This is a genomic window from Proteiniphilum sp. LBM24028 (assembly GCF_056629195.1).
In genome coordinates this window covers 3,474,396-3,492,478 of record NZ_CM152817.1, presented here as the reverse complement: position 1 = coordinate 3,492,478, position 18,083 = coordinate 3,474,396, and the positions used below count along the sequence as shown (strand labels likewise).

Genomic DNA, 18,083 nt, shown 5'->3' with positions numbered 1-18,083 from the left:
CCTATAGGAGCACACAAAGCATATTTTTGAATTATTATACCATTCCCCTTCAACTCTGGCTTTCCTGTATGCTGTAAAATACAAATGCTAAATCAATGAAAAATCAGAATATTCATTAGGTAATAGTCTGATTTTTTTGCATCTTTGTCATAAGCATAATTCCGGTTTATGGTTTCTTGATCACATGTGTATAACAAGAAGAGGTCGATCTCCGTTCTGGTATTTTAAAATTCTATCCGCCGTATGCACCATATGGTTACATGTACTATTTGCCCAGAGCCAAAACGATGTCTATTTCTCAAAAATAGGCATTGAAGAAGGTCTGTCCCAACTTTCCGTCATGACAATTTATCAGGATGAATTGGGCAGCATGTGGTTCGGTACCCGCGAAGGATTAAATATTTACGATGGAAACAGGATTACAATCCTGCAACCTACCGGAAAACCGGAAAATTCATTGTCTGGAAACCTGATAAAGGAGATTTATGGTGATGCACGGGGATCGGTATTCATACATACCCAGAATGGCATTGATCAGTACAATCTTAAAACAGGAACAATCACGCCCATTATAACGATTCAGGTCAACACGATGAGTTATGGCCACAGTCGGTTATGGTACGCAAAGGATAACCGTATTTTTAACGTCAGTAACGGGCAATCAATCTTTTTTGATGAAATCGACAGTACTGCCCAGATAACAACCATCCTCCCGGCTTCAGGCAACCGTCTCTATGTGGGAACCATCAGCTCTGGCGTATTTGTCATTGATCAAAATAAAAAGATAGAGAAGCTGCTTCCGGAATGCAGTCGTGTAGCATCACTTTTTGAGGATTCGAAAAAAGACCTGTGGGTTAGCACCTGGGAAAACGGTATATATATGATCACACCAGACAATGCCATTATTAATTACCGTCAAAACCGGGAAAATCCTGCCGCGGGATTGTCTTCCGATTTCGCAAGAGTCGTATGCGAGGACGGGAACGGGGATATATGGATTGGCACAAAGGAAGGATTAGACAAGCTAGACAGGGCTTCATCGCGGTTTTATCATTACGACTCCGAAGTGAATAATGACAAAAGCCTCTCCAATAAATCTGTCTGGTCACTTTACAAAGACAACCGGGGAAACTTGTGGGTTGGCACTTATTTTGGAGGGGCAAATTATTTTAACCCAAAATCCGACAGCTACACCTTGCATGATTTAGCCAATGGTTCCTTTGCCAATAAACCTTTTCCAATTATCAGTGAAATAATCCCCTACAATGACAGCACCACTTTTCTCTGCACCGAAGGAGACGGATTAATCCTGTATAACACCCGGAATAAAACATACGCCCAAATCACTGGACTGGAAAACGACAATATCAAGACGGCCTGGCTCGACAGAGATCACAACCTGCTTTTCCTGGGATTACACCTTGGCGGATTGGCCACACTGGAATTAAAAAGCATGCTGCTGAGCAGATATAACCCTATCAGGGAAGGACTGGACCAATCAAATATTGTGAGAAGGATCCTGCCTTACAATGATCAATACATCATTGCTACTTACAATGGCCTATATCTCTTCGATAAAGAGAATGAAACTTTTTCGGTATTTTCCGAGCTATTGCATCAACATGTGACTTATTTCGTGGACGTGGCCATCGATAAGCAAAACAATTTATGGGTGGCAAGCAGAGGCTTATTTAAATATAATATGCTCACCGGAGAAGTACGGCAGTATTTTCATGACCCGAACGATGACCGGTCATTGAGCAATATAAATGTCACCAAACTGTATCTTGACTCCGCCGACAGAATATGGATTGCAACAAGCGGGGGTGGTGTGAACCTATATAACGCCGATACAGACTCGTTCCGTAGATTTACATCCCTGAATACAAATCTGAAGAACGATTATATCAGTAACATGACCGAATCTCCTCTCGGCTATATCTATCTGACAACCACCCGGGGCTTGTCGTATATCAATCCTGAAAACGGTGAGGTGACCAGCTTTGCTTCAAACGACGGTATTACGCTGAATTCATTGTTTAACGGGGGAATAACCGTGATGCCGGGAGGCCAGATATATGTGGCCGGCATGAACGGGATGGTTTCATTCGATGAACGGGAAATACTGGAAGTTCTGGAACCGGTGAATATCTATTTCTCAAACCTATGGGTAAATAACCGGGAAGTGGTACCGAACGACCCTACAGGATTACTGAAAGAGAAACTGACTTTTACACGCCGGTTAAAATTTAATCACAGACAGTCTATTCTCAAGTTTGAGTTTTCTTCCGATCACATCACTGCTCTCGACCGATACCGTTATCAATACCGGATTAGAGGCCTGTCGAACGAATGGATCTCCCTGAGAGAGGGAGTACATGAGATAAATTTGATGAACCTGGATGCCGGCAATTACATCCTGGAACTGGCCGCTCTTCCCCTGAATTCAAAAGACACCGCAGGCACCACAGCCATTGCTTTTTATGTCACTCCGCCTTTTTACAGGAGTACGTGGGCTTACATACTTTACTTGCTGGCCGGATTGGCTTTGATTCTCTTTTATGTGAGATACCTAAAATATAAAATCAGGCTGGAATCATCACTGGAATATGAAAAAAAAGAAAAAGCACATATTGAAGAGGTCAATCAGTCGAAACTCCGCTTTTTCACCAATATTTCCCATGAATTCAGGACACCGCTCACATTAATTGCCAGTCAGGTCGACATGCTGTTACAACAGAAAAAACTGCAGCCGGGGGTATTAAACAGAATCTTGAGCATAAGCAGGAATTCAGCATTGTTGACCAGCCTGATCAATGAACTGCTCGATTTCAGGAAAATCAATGACGAAAAGATGCCAATCAAAGCTGGTGAGTACAATATAGTTCAATTTATTCATGAGATATACCTCTCCTTTGAAGAATATGCCGAAGCACAAAAAATAGATTTTTCATTCCACGCACCGGATGACAACGCGATCTTACTATGGTTCGACCAGAATCAGATGCAAAAAGTATTCTTCAATTTAATATCCAACGCATTTAAGTATACTGCAAAAGGAGGTAAAATAGCTATCAGCATCTCGCAGGAGGATGAAAAAGTATATGTGTCGGTAAAAGACAGCGGCATCGGTATCTCACCTGAAAACAAGAGTAAAATATTTGAACAGTTTTATCAGATCGGCACTATTCCCGAATCTATCGGTGCTGCTATCCCTGGAACGGGACTTGGTCTCGCCTTGACAAAAGGGATACTGGATGCCCACCATGCAGAGATCAGACTTGAAAGCGAAGTAAATAAAGGAAGCAATTTCGAAGTTGTTCTTCTTAAAGGATCAGCCCACTTCTCAGAAACTGAAAAAATTGTTCCGGAAAGTAGGGACAACATAAGTATCCAAAAGATAAAAGACTATCTGCCCGGAATCAGACATGACATGGAAACAGATCTCCGGAATAACGTAAAAGGCAATCAGGAAAGGAAGAACTCCATCCTGATTGTGGAAGACAACGAGGAATTGTTACAGGTCTTGTATCATGTTTTCGAACCTGTATATCATGTTTTCACTGCCACAAACGGGGAGGAAGGACTGACGAAGACGATTGAGAAACAGCCTGATATTGTGCTTAGCGACCTGATGATGCCCCATATGTCGGGGAGTGAAATGTGCCTGAAGATAAAGACCAATTTCATGGTTTGCCACATCCCTGTAGTTTTACTCACTGCACAAACGGCCGTAGAGTCCAATATCGAAAGCCTGAAACTGGGGGCCGACGATTACATTACCAAACCTTTCGATGTAGCGGTGCTTCTGGCACGCTGTAACAACCTTGTGAACGGACGCAAAATACTGCAGGAAAAATTTGCCCACTCTACAGATACAAGTCCCTACACCCTTGCCTCAAATGAAATGGACCGTAGCTTTTTGGAAAAAGCGAACAAGATCATAGAAGAAAATATGGCAAATCCCGAGTTTGGGATCAACGAATTTTCACAGGGAATGAACTTGGGCAGGACAAGTTTATTTAACAAAATTAAAGGGATCACAGGCCAGACACCCAATGATTTTATGATCACCCTGAAAATGAAAAAAGCCAATTTTCTATTGATCAACCATCCCGAGTTAAATATTTCCGATATCACCTACCGTCTCGGATTCAATTCTCCCAAGTATTTCTCCAAATGCTTCAAAGATCAATTTGGTATGACCCCCTCAGACTATAAGGCTTTGCACAGGTCAAACTGATAGAAAATCCCTCTATAGTATTGGTTATTTATGTGTTAAATCTCACAACATCGTACGAAAAAGGAACTTTTTTGTACTTTTTTACCCCTTTTATCTGCCACCTGCATATAACTTTGTTGCGAGAATGAAAATTTAAAGCTCAAAAACTTTAAATCTTTTTAATTTAATGTCAACAAAAAAACAAATCTAAATGAAAGTAATCAATCTAAAAACAGTATCGCTTGTCTTATTGCTGTTGCTTCCGATATCCTTATTGGCTCAGGTCAATGTTTCGGGTGTCGTAGTGGATGGAAGAGGAGAAACACTCCCAGGAGTGAATATCATCATCAAAGGAACTACAAAAGGCACAGTGACAAATTATGACGGTGAATTTACCATTCAGGCAAGTCCGAATGACGTAATCGAAGCTTCCTATATAGGCTTTGATTCACAGGAGATTACAGTGGGCAACCAAACAGAGATTAAAATTACCCTGCGTGAGTCTTCAATACAAATCCAGGAACTAGAAGTAGTGGCAGTAGGTTATGGAGACGTAAGGAGAAAAGATCTGACCGGATCGGTGGCCAAAGCCGACATGTCGGAAATTATCAAGACTCCTGTAAGCAACATTGCACAATCGCTGGGCGGGCGGATAGCAGGAGTACAGGTATCATCGAAGGATGGCGGCCTGGGTGATAACTTTAATATTACCATAAGGGGCGCAGGCTCACTGACACAAAGTACAGAACCGCTTTATGTCGTGGACGGATTCCCTTTGGAATCAAGCAACATGGGTTCATTGAATCCGAATGACATTGAATCAATCGACGTTTTAAAGGACGCATCGGCAACAGCCATTTACGGATCACGGGGAGCCAACGGTGTGGTGATAATTACCACCAAAAAGGGAAATACCGGAAAACCACGAATTGAATATAACGGCAACGTGACGGTGAGTAATATTGCCAAAACACAGGAATTACTATCCGGGTATCAGTTTGTTGAGTTACAGCAGGAAATTATGAATGAGGAAGATTTTGCGCTCAACTACCTCCGCGATGGAAGAACACTCAACGACTATTTGACTGAGCCTGAATATGACTGGCAGGATGCCATCTACAGGAGTGCCATCACCAACAACCACTACCTGTCACTCTCAGGTATGCAGGGTGATTTGCAATACTCCACCTCAGGATCCTATATGAATCAGGAAGGGATCATCGTCAATTCAAGCTTAGACAAATATCAGGGTCGCGTAAGCCTCGATCAGAAATTATTCAATAACAAGCTGCGCCTGAGGGTTATTTCAAATGCCAGCCGCACCGTCAGAAATGGAGCTGATCCCACAGGAGGATCCACCTCGGTGAGTAACGCCCTAATGTACAGTGTATGGGGATATCGCCCGGTATCTCCCACAGGGGCAAACCTCATGGAAGAACTGTATGATGACGCCATTGAAATGACCGAAGATTACCGGTTTAATCCTGTCTTGTCGGCATATAACGAGTATCGCAAAACCACCACCGATAATTTAAGTATCAACGGGATGGCGGAATATGAAATTATAAAAAATCTGCGTTTCAGAGCTACGGGTGGTTACCAGCTGGTTAACTACACCAACGAACAGTTCAACAACTCAAAGACCAAAACCGGTTTTTATCACGACAAGAACTCACAATACAGAGGTATCAATGCCTTTTACCGTCAATCTAACACCGAAAGGCTTCTTAACGAAAATACATTGACTTATCAGTTCGGGAAAAAGGGACATAATGTAAATCTGTTGGGGGGAGTCACTTTCCAGAAAGAAAGCTACTACGATCATGACATGACCAGCACGTTTATCACCAATGAAATCTTCGGAATGGCAGGATTTGGAAAAAGCAGCAGCGTGCCCTCGATCGGATCTTCCAAAGGAGAAAACACACTGGCGTCCTATCTTGCCAGGGTGAACTACAATTACCGCTCCAAATACTATCTGACAGCATCGTTCAGGGCTGACGGATCTTCCAAGTTCGCTCCCAAAAACAGGTGGGGATACTTTCCCTCCACCTCATTGGCATGGGCTTTCAGTCGGGAAGATTTCCTGAAAGACAATGAACTTCTGACAAACGGGAAACTCAGACTCAGTTACGGGGAGACGGGAAACAACAGGGTAGACAACTATGCCTACAGGGGAATGCTGGAAACGGGCGATAATTCCTTCTACCCTTTCGACAGCAATAAATACATCGCCTATCTGCCTACAAACATGCAAAACGAAAACCTGAAATGGGAAACAACAGAACAATATAATGTGGGGGTCGATCTGGGTTTCTGGAACGACAGGATAAATATTATTGCAGACTACTACATCAAGAATACCCGCGACTTGCTCTTGCAGGCCGACCTGGCTCCTTCATCAGGTTACACCTCCGCAATGATGAATATCGGAGAATTACAGAATAGCGGATTTGAGTTCTCCATTCAGACAGCCAATATTCAAAATAAAGATTTCCAATGGAACACTGCATTTAATATTTCATTTAACAAAAATAAAATCACCCGGCTCAATGACAATCAGACATCCATGACTAATTCGGTGTACTGGGATAACAAATACAGAACAATGCCTGCTTACATCAGTCCTGTGGGCAGTCCGGCCGGATTGATGTACGGATATCTTTATGAGGGAACCTACAAGCAAAGCGATTTTGATATCACACAGAATGATAATGGCACAACAGTATATACCCCGAAAGAAGGAGTGGTTTTATTCTCCAATCAATCGAGGCCGGGCGACCCGCGTTATACCGATATCAATGATGACGGAGTGATCAATGACGAAGATAAAACCATGATCGGAGAGGGACATCCCAAGGCGATCGGCGGGTTGAACAATAACTTTGTGTATAAAAATTTTGATTTGAGTTTCTTCTTCCAGTTCAGCCTGGGTAATGACCTGCTAAATGCCAACCGCATGATGTTTGAAAATCCCGCAGGAAAGAGACATACAAACATGTTTGCTGCCTATGCCAACCGTTGGACTGAAGAGAATGCACTAAGCGATATTCCCAGATCCCAGGCTGTAGGCTCACAGGAATACAGCAGCTTGTATATTGAAGATGGTTCTTTTGTCAGGTTGAAATCGCTCTCTCTCGGATATAACTTCCAGCCTGCACTACTTTCCAGAATGCATATTGCTGCGGCAAGAATCGCTTTCTCTGCAGAGAATTTATGGACCATCACCTCTTATTCCGGAAACGATCCAGAAGTGTCTACAAGAGACACGGTCCTGACACCGGGATTTGACTGGTCACCCTACCCGCGCTCCAGAAATTACTCACTTTCTCTTAATCTGACCTTTTAATAAAAAGCATCACAAAATGAAGAATATAATATTTATACTGTTATTCGCGTTCGGCCTGCATTCCTGCAGTGACTTTCTTGATACGCGTGCTTATGATTTTGTTTCACCTGAAGATTTTTTTCAAAATCAAAACGACGCACAGATGGCACTCGCCGGAGTTTATTCGGCAATGGCCACGGAGAATGTGTACGGTAACCGGTACTCATGCATGATTTCCAACGTGGATGATTTGAGTTTTTATGTCCGTCCGGCCACACAAACGGTGACCCATGTATATGGAAATGATCACAACACCAGCAACACTGACATTTATAGTGCATGGAGTTCCCTCTATAAAGGAATTGAAAGTGCAAACATACTGCTTGAAAGAATTGAAAATACCAATATGGATGAAACGGTAAAAAACCGCATAAAGGGAGAGGCTAAGTTTCTGAGAGCCTATTACCATTTTCTGGTTGTACAGGCGTGGAAGGATGTACCCATCCGGAAAGAATCCTTTAAAGACGTTTCCAAATCTGCGCTCAAACCCACACCACAGGCCGAGGCCCTGGACTGGATCATTGCCGAGATGGAAGAGACAATTAGCATGGTGGATGATGAGATGTACGATGATCGCCCTTCGTATGTAAAAAAGACGGTGGTTGAAGGGATTCTCGCCAGAGTATGCCTCACCCGGGCGGGATATCCTACCAACGGAGGGAAACCTTACTATGAAAAAGCTGCAACGTATGCCAAATCAGTAAAAGATGCAAACAAACATGCGCTCAACCCCGATGTGTATGAGATGTGGAAAAGAATGGCCAGTGACAGGTATGACACCCAGTACAACGAATCAATGTGGGAGGTTGAGTTTATTGGTGCAAGGGAACTCGATGGGAACTGGACAGATGGCAGAATTGGAAATGTAATCGGTAACATCCAGAAAAACGGTTCAACCGAAGGATTGGGCTACAGCTATTGGTTCTACGGCGGATCACTCATACTCTGGGATCTGTTCGACAGTACCGATAAGCGTAGGGATCTCTCCATGGCTCCCTACCAGATTGATGCAAAAGACAATTATATCAACTGGAGTAATAGCCAGATCGTACAGCGTGCCTGCGGTAAATTCAGAAGAGAATGGGAAACCTCGATGCCCCGACACAAAAATTATACACAGGAAAATTATCCGGTCATCCGTTATGCCGATGTCTTGCTGATGCTGGCTGAAGCAGAAAACGAGGTGAATCAGTCACCTACAGCGCTCGCTTACGAGGCAATCAATATCGTGAGAGAGAGAGCCGGCATTGCTCCGCTCTCAGGACTATCTTATGCAGAATTTCAACAGGAAGTGCGTGATGAGAGAGGCAGGGAGCTCTGTTTCGAATCGTTGCGTAAGTATGACCTGGTAAGATGGGGTATCTACACGGAAGCCATCCAGGCACTCGGCGAGGCCACTTACGACAAACGTTGGCCCGGAGGCAGCAACTACTCCACTGCAAGAGCATTCGCTGAAAGGACTCAGAAGAAGCATGAATTTCTTCCCATACCCTTAAAAGAACTGGCCATCAATACGGAACTATCCCAAAATCCTCTGTGGTAAATAATCTCCAAATCAATGGAGTGATCAGGTAATGAACTACAGAATTTTTACAGGAATAATTGCCGGTACGGCTATTTTGAGTGGATGCCAGAGCAAATCACATGAAAGGAATGTGACCAGCCCCAATGTGATCCTTATTTACACTGATGACCTGGGTATAGGGGATCTGAGTTGTTACGGTGCCACACAAGTGAGAACGCCTAATATCGACAGGCTGGCGGATGAAGGGTTACGTTTTACAAACGCCTACGCTACTTCCGCCATGAGTACACCTTCGCGTTACGGGATGCTTACCGGCATTTATCCCTGGCGAAAAGAGAATACCGGAATTGCTCCTGGCAATTCCGGCCTGCTCATCGATACTGCCACCGTGACTGTGGCCGACCTGTTTCAACGTGCAGGCTACACAACTGCGGCCATCGGGAAATGGCATCTGGGACTCGGCCCGGAGTCAGGACCCGACTTCAACAGTTACATCTCTCCCAATACCAGTGACATCGGTTTCGATTATGAATTTATTATCCCCGCCACGGTCGACCGCGTCCCCTGTGTATTTGTGGAAAACGGACGGGTGGTAAACCTTGATCCAGCCGACCCCATCTACGTAGATTACGAAAAAAAAGTGGGCGACTGGCCCACGGGAAAGGAAAACCCGGAGTTACTGACGTTAAAACCCAGTCAGGGACATGACAATACCATTGTGAACGGCATCTCCCGAATCGGATATATGACAGGAGGAAAGTCGGCTCTCTGGAAAGACGACGAGATTGCACAAACCATTGTCACCAAAGCAGAAAAATTTATCACTGAGAACAGGGAAAAACCCTTTTTCCTCTTCTTCGGCACACACGACATTCATGTGCCGAGGGTTCCCCATGCCGACTTCAGAGGGAAAAGCGGACTGGGAGACCGGGGTGATGTGATCCTTCAACTGGATTGGACAGTGGGAAAAATAACAGAGATCCTGGAAAACAGGCAGTTACTGGATAACACGATCATCATCTTCTCGAGCGATAATGGTCCGGTAATAGACGATGGGTATCAGGACAGGGCATTTGAACTGCTAAATGGGCACACGCCAATGGGTATGTACCGGGGTGGAAAATACAGCCTCTTTGAGGCCGGCACAAGGGTACCACTCATTGTTTACTGGAAGAATCAAATCGAAGCAGGCATACAGCCTGCCCGTTTCTCACAGATTGACTTGTTGCGCTCCATGGCCACTTTGTTGGATCAATCGCTGGAAGAGGAGGTTGCACCCGATAGTCAAGATGCACTCTCCGTGTTATTGGGCAGGGGGAATAAGGACAGAGATTTTATTATTCATCAGAATCTGAATAATGCATTAAGCATCTCCAAAGAGGGCTGGAAATATCTGGAGCCCGATGAACATCCTGCCATCGAACAGTGGACCGGCATTGAGTTGGGGAACTCCCCCAGGCCGCAACTGTACCATACTGCAGAAGATCCTGCTGAAAAGAACAACGTGGCCGGGAAGTATCCTGCCATAGTCAGAAAACTATCTGACATGCTCGATTCTGTCCGATCAAATAATTGACATGTAACATGCAAAAAAAGACTGTCATATCTCTTTTGTCGATGCTCATTGGTGTAAATATACTCTTTGCGCATCATTTTGAAGATTCCTCCATACCCTCCACCATTCAGGTGAAAGAGGGAAAGAGTGAACTCATGCTCAGCCGGCAATATTACAAAGACGGATCTCAATCCCTCCTTTGGAACTGGAAGTCTGAAAATGCCGTACTGTCTTTCACTGACACCGCCATTCATGATATAACCTCTTCCTTCGACCAGAGGAGCGGCATCAAGCTCTGGGTATTCAACGAAATACCGCAGGAAAATCCCGTCGTTTTCCGGTTCAGGGACGCAAACGATGTGATACAGTACCGTTTCGATTTTCACCTCAACTTCACAGGATGGAGAGCGGCCTGGATTGCCTTTAGTGATATGTGGACACCCGACGGAGGAAAAACGTCATCACAGCAAGTTGTTTCCATGGAAATTGTATCCCCAGATAATGTTCCTGCGGGGCAATTATGGCTCGATAGAATGGAGTTTGCCTCTTATGTGGATCGCCAGGCTACGCCCGATGCACAAATACCGGAAAACAACCGCCATCTCAACCGGGAGATATGGCACTGGGGCCTACTTCATAAATGGGAACAGCAACAGCATGACATGGAAATGCCGGCAAGCGTGACGTTGGCCGAATCGGCCGACCTGGCCCTTGTTTATGACCACGTGAAGCAGATGCTGAGAAAAGGAGTTCTTTCCGACGCGGAGAAAAGGGACCTGCAACAGATGGTGGAACTCTTCTCCATTTCAGAAGATGGAACAAAGGGAGCACCGCTGATGCAAAATGACAATGCCAAGGCGGGTGACGTTCATTTTGGCCAGCTCGATAAACTTATCGATCTGTCCGCCCGCGGATGGTATGCCGATCGCGATAAAGCAGCAAAAGAAGTATTTGTGAGAACAGTCCGTTATATGCTTAATCAGGGTTTTGCCTGGGAAAGCGGCATGGGCACCAATCACCATTACGGGTACCAGATCAGGGATATCTTTGGCGCTATCTGGTGGATGGAAGATGTGCTTCGCGCGAACAACCTGTGGGAGGAAACGAGAAAAGCAGTGACCTACTGGAGCGGGCTACAGGAAACGAGACAACCATTCAATAAACTGAGGGATGAAATCACCGACTCGTGGAATACCCTGCTCATTCCCCGGTTAGCCTGTGCGCTGTGGGGTGAAACGGAGCATGAGCGGTTGAGGGACATGAAAGCACTCGCAAGGTGGGTCAGCGGCTCTTTGCGGTTTTCTCCCGGCACCATCGGTGGCATCAAGGTCGATGGAACCGCATTCCACCATGGGGGACACTACCCGGCTTATTCTGTTCCCGGACTATCCTATGTGGGAAAGTACCTGAAGTGTGTGAACAAAACACGGTTTACATTGGATCAAGACGCTTTTGCGGTAATGAAATTCGCATTGTTATCGCTTTCCCGGCAAACAAACCTGAGAGACTGGGGAATAGGTGTGGCCGGAAGACATCCTTTCAACGGATCCATTAATAAAAACGGTATACTCACCTATGCCTATACAGCCATGGTGCCGGTCGAAACAGACAGGGAACTTGCCGGTGAATACCTTCGTTTAATGGAAGGAATGAAACGATACTCCGAAGACAACGCCCTTATTCAGCAATTTAAAAAAGATGGTATCTCTGTCAACGCATATCCAAAAGGGTTTTATGTCTACAATTACGCTTCGCAGGGTATATACCGGTACAATAAGAAGATGGTATCAATGAAAGGGTTCACGCGGAACATCTGGGGAAGCGAGATATACGTCCGTGACAACCGGTTCGGAAGATATCAGAGCTATGGCTCTCTGCAAATAATCGGTACTCCTGCCCATGAAGCGATGAACAAGGAATATCCCATTACAGAGGGAGCTTCCGGATACAGTGAGGAAGGATGGAACTGGAACAGAAATCCGGGCACAACCGCCATCTGCCTGCCCCTGGAACTACTCAATTCTCCCTTCACCGAGAGCGATATGCTGCGACAACCGCACACATTTGCCGGTGCTTCACAATTCAACAAGGGTGAATTTGGCATGTTTGCCATGAAACTGGGAGAACGGGACAGAAAAAATTTCACGCCCTCCTTCAACGCTCATAAGTCTGTCTTTGCTTTTGGAAACAGGATCATTGCCCTGGGCACAGCCATCAGAAACGACAACGGGGATTATCCCACCGAAACCACACTCTTCCAGCAGAAACTGGCATCCTTGGAACAGTCACTGGAGATAAACGGGGAAAAGGTGAATCAATTCCCTTTTCGACAGGAAATCAACAAAAACAGGAAAGAGCCACTTGTCATAAAAAACCTGACAGGTGATTATTATTTTCTGCCGCCGGGACAATCTGTTTCCATTGAGAAGAGGGAACAGGAGTCCAAGGAAAATAAAAGGACGGAGCATACCCGAGGTAATTTTGCCACAGCCTATATCCATCATGGAGAAGCTCCACGAAACGATTCCTATGAGTATATGATTCTGTTGGATGCAACCAAATCGCAAATAAGACAACTAAATAAGGGAATCACCGAGTATGAGACCATCAGAAAAGATGAAACAGCGCATATTGTTCATGACAAATTGAGCAATGTAAGAGGATATGCGATTTTTGAAGATTTCAGTGCTGCGGACGACACCTACCTGGAAAAAAGTGACAAGGAAATCATGATCATGCTGCAACACCGGGATAACGAGCTAAAGATAAGTGTGTGCGACCCCGATCTTCATCTGGGGGAGTATACCTATACAACTTCCACAGAAAGTAAGACGGTATCCAGGGAGATTACCCTGAAGGGAAATTACACTTTGGCAGATGCTCCCCCATCCGTGTCGCTTCATACAGAAGGAAACAATACGACAATCTCCGTGGTGTGCCACGATGGAATACCGGTTGAGTTTACGCTGAACCCAGATCAGTCATTCAGAAATAATAATCCAATAAATATTAAATAACAGAAGATGAAACAATTCACCATTCTTTTTTTACTGACCTTCATGCTGGGAGCATGTACAGAGAAAAACGGTAAGATGCCACAGGCCGGGGCAGACGATTTATTTGCCAATGTAATAAATACAGCAGAACAGCAAATAGGATACCAGGTAAAGGTGATCGAAGAGTCGGGCAAAATATTAAACCCCAGAACCGTTGAAAACGGTTATGTACAATACATACCCAAAGATGACTGGACCAGCGGATTCTTCCCCGGAACCCTGTTTTACATGTACGACCTGACAAAAGATCCGAAATGGATGAATGCAGGGATTAAGTATACCGAGAACCTTGACACAATCAAACACCTCAAATGGCACCACGATGTGGGTTTCATGATCAACTGCAGCTTTGGAAATGCCTTGAGAGTCACCGGCAATGAGGCATATAAAGAGGTGATTGTGGAAGCGGCCAATTCGCTGGCCACGCGGTTCAGACCTGCCGCAGGCGTGATCCAAAGCTGGGATGAGGACAGAGGATGGCAGGGGAAGCGGGGATGGATGTGTCCGGTAATCATCGACAACATGATGAACCTGGAACTGCTGTTTAATGCTACCGAGATTTCAGGTGACTCCACTTATTACAAGATAGCTGTATCACACGCCAATACGACCATGGAAAACCATTACAGAGATGACTGGAGCTGTTATCATGTAGTGGATTACGACAAGGAGCAGGGTGGCGTAAGAAGCAAACAGAATGCACAGGGTTATGCACACGAATCGGCCTGGGCACGGGGACAGGCATGGGGAATATATGGATTCACCGTGGCCTATAGGTATACAAAAGACGAACGTTATCTGAAAATGGCACACAATATTTATAACTATATCTTCACCCATAAAAATCTTCCAGAGGACTTGGTACCCTACTGGGATTTTAACGCCCCCAATATTCCCAACGAGCCCCGGGATGCTTCGGCTGCTGCCGTCACGGCCTCGGCTTTATATGAGCTGGTCGCCCTCGGACAAAAAGAATACAAGGATACTGCCGATAAAATAATGAATTCGCTTGCCGGCGATGCATACAAGGCAATTGTGGGTACAAACGGCAACTTTGTACTGATGCACTCCGTGGGAAGCATCCCTCACGGCAACGAAATAGATGTCCCCATCAATTACGCCGACTATTACTTTCTGGAGGCATTGACACGTAAAAAGAATGTAGAAAATCCCTGATACTCCCATAGTGGACTTTGCCCGGACAATCACGAACAGGATCAGCGGGGAATGATAGTTTAAAATATAAGCGATTCCTCATCATGATCCCCGAAAGAAGCTTTGATAATGAAGAAACTTTTATTTATATTTTTGAATCTGTGCTTTTTCTTTTTATCTTTTTCCAAAGATTTCAAAGAGTATACCCATGATGCAATTATTTCGTTCGAACAAGATGATCTGCCGGATCATGATGCACAATCTGCTCTGACTTTCTCTTCCGAACACTATAAGCATCTCCAGCATAGCCTGAAGTGGACATGGAACAGCCCCAATTCTTATTGGAGCATTCATGACAGGATCGATTACGTGCAACCTGCAACGAGTACAGATCCCCAGATATCCACTTTTGTATTCTGGATTTATTCGGAAAAACCGATAAAAAATGAAAAATTACGGGTGGAGTTTCTGAAAAAGGGCAAGGTAACATCCTATTTTGACTACGGGCTGGATTTTACCGGTTGGCGAGGAGCCTGGATCGCCTTCGACAGGGATATGGAGGGAAGACCGGAAGAGGGAATGGATGGAATACGTTTCAGCGCCCCGGCTCTCGATTCGGGCACGCTCTATTTCGATCATGTGATTCTGTCGTCGATGCAAGATGCACGGCACCACACAGCCGACATGCAGGCCCCCTTCATCAACCGGGGTACCACAAATCACTGGCTTATCCTGCATGAATCGTGGCTTAAAGAGTTCGACCTTCCTATGGTAAATGCCACTACGGCAGAAATCGGCGATATCGATCAGATTGAAAAACGGGTGAGGGAGTATTTGCTGAAAGGGGAAAAAGCAAAACCTTTGCATATGTTGCAGGCCGAAGTGGATGCATACCGTATCACAGAAAATCCCAATGGTAGCCTCAAAGGTGTACCTCTCTTCTTTGAGCGGTTCGGCGAAACCTATCAGGTACTTGGAGCTGAGAAGTACTCCCTGATATATGATAACATTATGGGATTGAGCAAATTCAATAAAACATTGCTCAATCTTTCCGTGACATACAACCTGTCGGATGATGAAGCAGAGAAAAATGTACTGGAGGAGCTGTTTATAAAAATGATACGCCATATGCTTGATCAGGGTTTTCAGGCAGGCAGCGCCATGGGTACCCTTCATCACCTCGGCTACAGCATGCGCAATTATTATCCGGCAGTTTTTCTGATGGCGGAGGTATTGGAGCGCCATCAACTGAAAAATCAAATGCAACAAGCCATGGAATGGTTTGCCGGCACAGGAGAAGTAAAAACGGCACCTCTGATACCGGGAATGGATGTGGATACCTTCAACACCAATCTGATTGGCAGGTTGACCAGCATCCTGATGATCGGCTCACAGCCTGAGAAAGTACGCTACTTGCATGCATTTACAAGGTGGCTCGACAACGGATATCAATATGCCGATGGCACACGGGGAACTTTCAAGATTGACGGCACCATGTTTCACCATCGCCACAATTATCCGGCCTACGCGGTGGGGGGACTCGACGGGGCGGTAGCAGCAGTTTACCTGCTGAGAAACACCCCTTTCAAAATATCGGAACAGAGCCACCGGATATTAAAAAAAGCGCTGCTATCCATGCGGATATACTGTAACCTGCAAACATGGCCGCTGTCGCTCTCGGGAAGACACCCCGACGGGGAAGGGAGCCTGGAGCCGGAACAGTTCGGATTGCTGGCGCTGGCAGGTTCCCCCGACGGGAAGCACGACATCGACAAGGAGATGGCCGAAGCTTACCTGAGACTTGTCACCCGTGAAACGGACATTACCGCCACACTCGTTGCGAAAGGGTATTCTGCAGAAAAATCGCCGGCTGGTAACCGTACATTCAATTATTCCGGACTCAATGTACACAGGAGAGGCGACTGGATGGTCACCGCCATGGGTCATAGCAGGTATCTATGGGCCAGTGAGGGCTATCGCGGCGAAAATCTTTACGGAAGATACCTGAACCACGGTTCACTGCAGATACTGGCAACCGGCGAGCCCATCTCCAATGGGGGGTCCGGCTTCCGCCAGGAGGGATGGGACTGGAACCATTTTCCGGGTACCACAGCCACCGTCCTTCCCATGGAGCAACTGAAAGCCGATGTGAAAAACCTGGATGATCTGTCGGGCTTCGAGGAGATGCTCCTCTCCGACGAGTCTTTTTCCGGCGGGATATCCATCCGGGGAAAAAACGGCGCTTTCGGAATGAAACTCCACGAACACGATAAATACAACGGTTCGTTACGGGCAAGAAAATCGGTTTTCTTCTTCGACAACAGGGTGGTTGCGCTGGGTAGCAATATCGAGTCTGCCCTGCCCGAAGAAACCCATACAACCCTGTTTCAGGTATTTCTCGAGGAGAAACGCAAGCCCTTTTTTGAAAACGGACGCAATAACAGAAGTTTTCCATACAGAACAACTCTCGGGGATAACAAGATAAACGGACTGTCTGACGGGTTGAACAACTACTTCTTCGTCCGTAACGGAACGGTGATCTTCCGCAAGGAAGACCAAAAATCGTTGCACGAAGAGACGGGACTTCCCACGCGAAACAACTTTGCACTGGCCGCCATCAATCATGGGCCTGCCCCCCATGGGAGCACTTATGAATATATGATTCTGGTACAACCTGAACAGAACGAGAGAGAGAAAACATGGAACGAGGCCCGGGCGGGCAGACTGCCTTATCGCGTGCTTCAGCACGATTCGCTGGCCCATATTGTACAGGACCTTGGCACGCACACAACAGGGTATGTGCTGTTTGAATCAGGAAAAGTCTCTTCGGATGATCTGCTGCAGGAGGTAAACCTTCCCAGCCTCGTGATGTCTGAATTTATTGACAAAAATAGCCTGATCCTCACGGCATGCAATCCGGATCTCCGCTTCTACGAAGGTCCCGCCGATGAACTGTATGACGCCGCAGGCAAAAGAGTGGAACGAAGCGTCTATTCCAGAGAATGGATCGATAACCCTTCGGGTAAATCGGTACTGCAGATAAAAATTGCCGGCAGGTGGAATATTGGGGTGATAAACCGCCATGTACGTATTGTGGAGGTGTCGGATGAAAGTACCCTTATCGAGTTTGAATGCCAGCATGGATTATCGGAAGAGGTTTTGTTAATTCGTAAATCATAATC

At 45.7% G+C, this 18,083-nt stretch carries 7 protein-coding genes; all 7 read left to right on the top strand.

The window, feature by feature from the left end; genetic code table 11:
* Nucleotides 1-340 precede the first annotated feature (340 nt).
* The 7 genes from AC1HCU_RS13915 (at nt 341) to AC1HCU_RS13885 (ending at nt 18,081) form a co-directional block, all read left to right on the top strand.
* Complete coding sequence (locus AC1HCU_RS13915; protein ID WP_480366872.1) at nt 341-4,243, top strand: hybrid sensor histidine kinase/response regulator transcription factor; 3,903 nt, start codon at nt 341-343, stop codon at nt 4,241-4,243.
* A gap of 190 nt (nt 4,244-4,433) precedes the next feature.
* On the top strand, nt 4,434-7,571 hold the full coding sequence (locus tag AC1HCU_RS13910; RefSeq protein ID WP_480366870.1) for a SusC/RagA family TonB-linked outer membrane protein: 3,138 nt from the start codon (nt 4,434-4,436) through the stop codon (nt 7,569-7,571).
* 16 nt (nt 7,572-7,587) lie between these two features.
* Nucleotides 7,588-9,153 carry a RagB/SusD family nutrient uptake outer membrane protein gene (locus tag AC1HCU_RS13905; protein ID WP_480366868.1) on the top strand — a complete coding sequence of 522 codons (1,566 nt, stop codon included), beginning with the start codon at nt 7,588-7,590 and terminating at the stop codon, nt 9,151-9,153.
* Nucleotides 9,154-9,184: 31 nt separating this feature from the next.
* A complete protein-coding gene (locus AC1HCU_RS13900) occupies nt 9,185-10,711 on the top strand; it encodes a sulfatase family protein (RefSeq protein WP_480366866.1) in 1,527 nt (508 codons plus the stop codon).
* A gap of 8 nt (nt 10,712-10,719) precedes the next feature.
* Nucleotides 10,720-13,707 (top strand): chondroitinase family polysaccharide lyase, encoded by a 2,988-nt coding sequence (locus tag AC1HCU_RS13895; RefSeq protein WP_480366864.1) that lies wholly within the window; start codon nt 10,720-10,722, stop codon nt 13,705-13,707.
* Between the two features lie 42 nt (nt 13,708-13,749).
* Nucleotides 13,750-14,922 carry a glycoside hydrolase family 88 protein gene (locus tag AC1HCU_RS13890; protein WP_480371223.1) on the top strand — a complete coding sequence of 391 codons (1,173 nt, stop codon included), beginning with the start codon at nt 13,750-13,752 and terminating at the stop codon, nt 14,920-14,922.
* A gap of 108 nt (nt 14,923-15,030) precedes the next feature.
* Nucleotides 15,031-18,081, top strand: coding sequence for a chondroitinase family polysaccharide lyase (locus AC1HCU_RS13885; RefSeq protein WP_480366862.1), 3,051 nt, complete (start codon nt 15,031-15,033; stop codon nt 18,079-18,081).
* The last annotated feature ends 2 nt before the right edge of the window (nt 18,082-18,083 follow it).

What these genes read in the sequence shown, in the direction of transcription:
- AC1HCU_RS13900 (WP_480366866.1), top strand. Translation starts at nt 9,185, where the DNA reads ATGAACTACAGAATTTTTACAGGAATAATTGCCGGTACGGCTATTTTG.
- AC1HCU_RS13890 (WP_480371223.1), top strand. Translation starts at nt 13,750, where the DNA reads ATGCTGGGAGCATGTACAGAGAAAAACGGTAAGATGCCACAGGCCGGG.
- AC1HCU_RS13910 (WP_480366870.1), top strand. Translation starts at nt 4,434, where the DNA reads ATGAAAGTAATCAATCTAAAAACAGTATCGCTTGTCTTATTGCTGTTG.
- AC1HCU_RS13905 (WP_480366868.1), top strand. Translation starts at nt 7,588, where the DNA reads ATGAAGAATATAATATTTATACTGTTATTCGCGTTCGGCCTGCATTCC.
- AC1HCU_RS13885 (WP_480366862.1), top strand. Translation starts at nt 15,031, where the DNA reads ATGAAGAAACTTTTATTTATATTTTTGAATCTGTGCTTTTTCTTTTTA.
- AC1HCU_RS13915 (WP_480366872.1), top strand. Translation starts at nt 341, where the DNA reads ATGACAATTTATCAGGATGAATTGGGCAGCATGTGGTTCGGTACCCGC.
- AC1HCU_RS13895 (WP_480366864.1), top strand. Translation starts at nt 10,720, where the DNA reads ATGCAAAAAAAGACTGTCATATCTCTTTTGTCGATGCTCATTGGTGTA.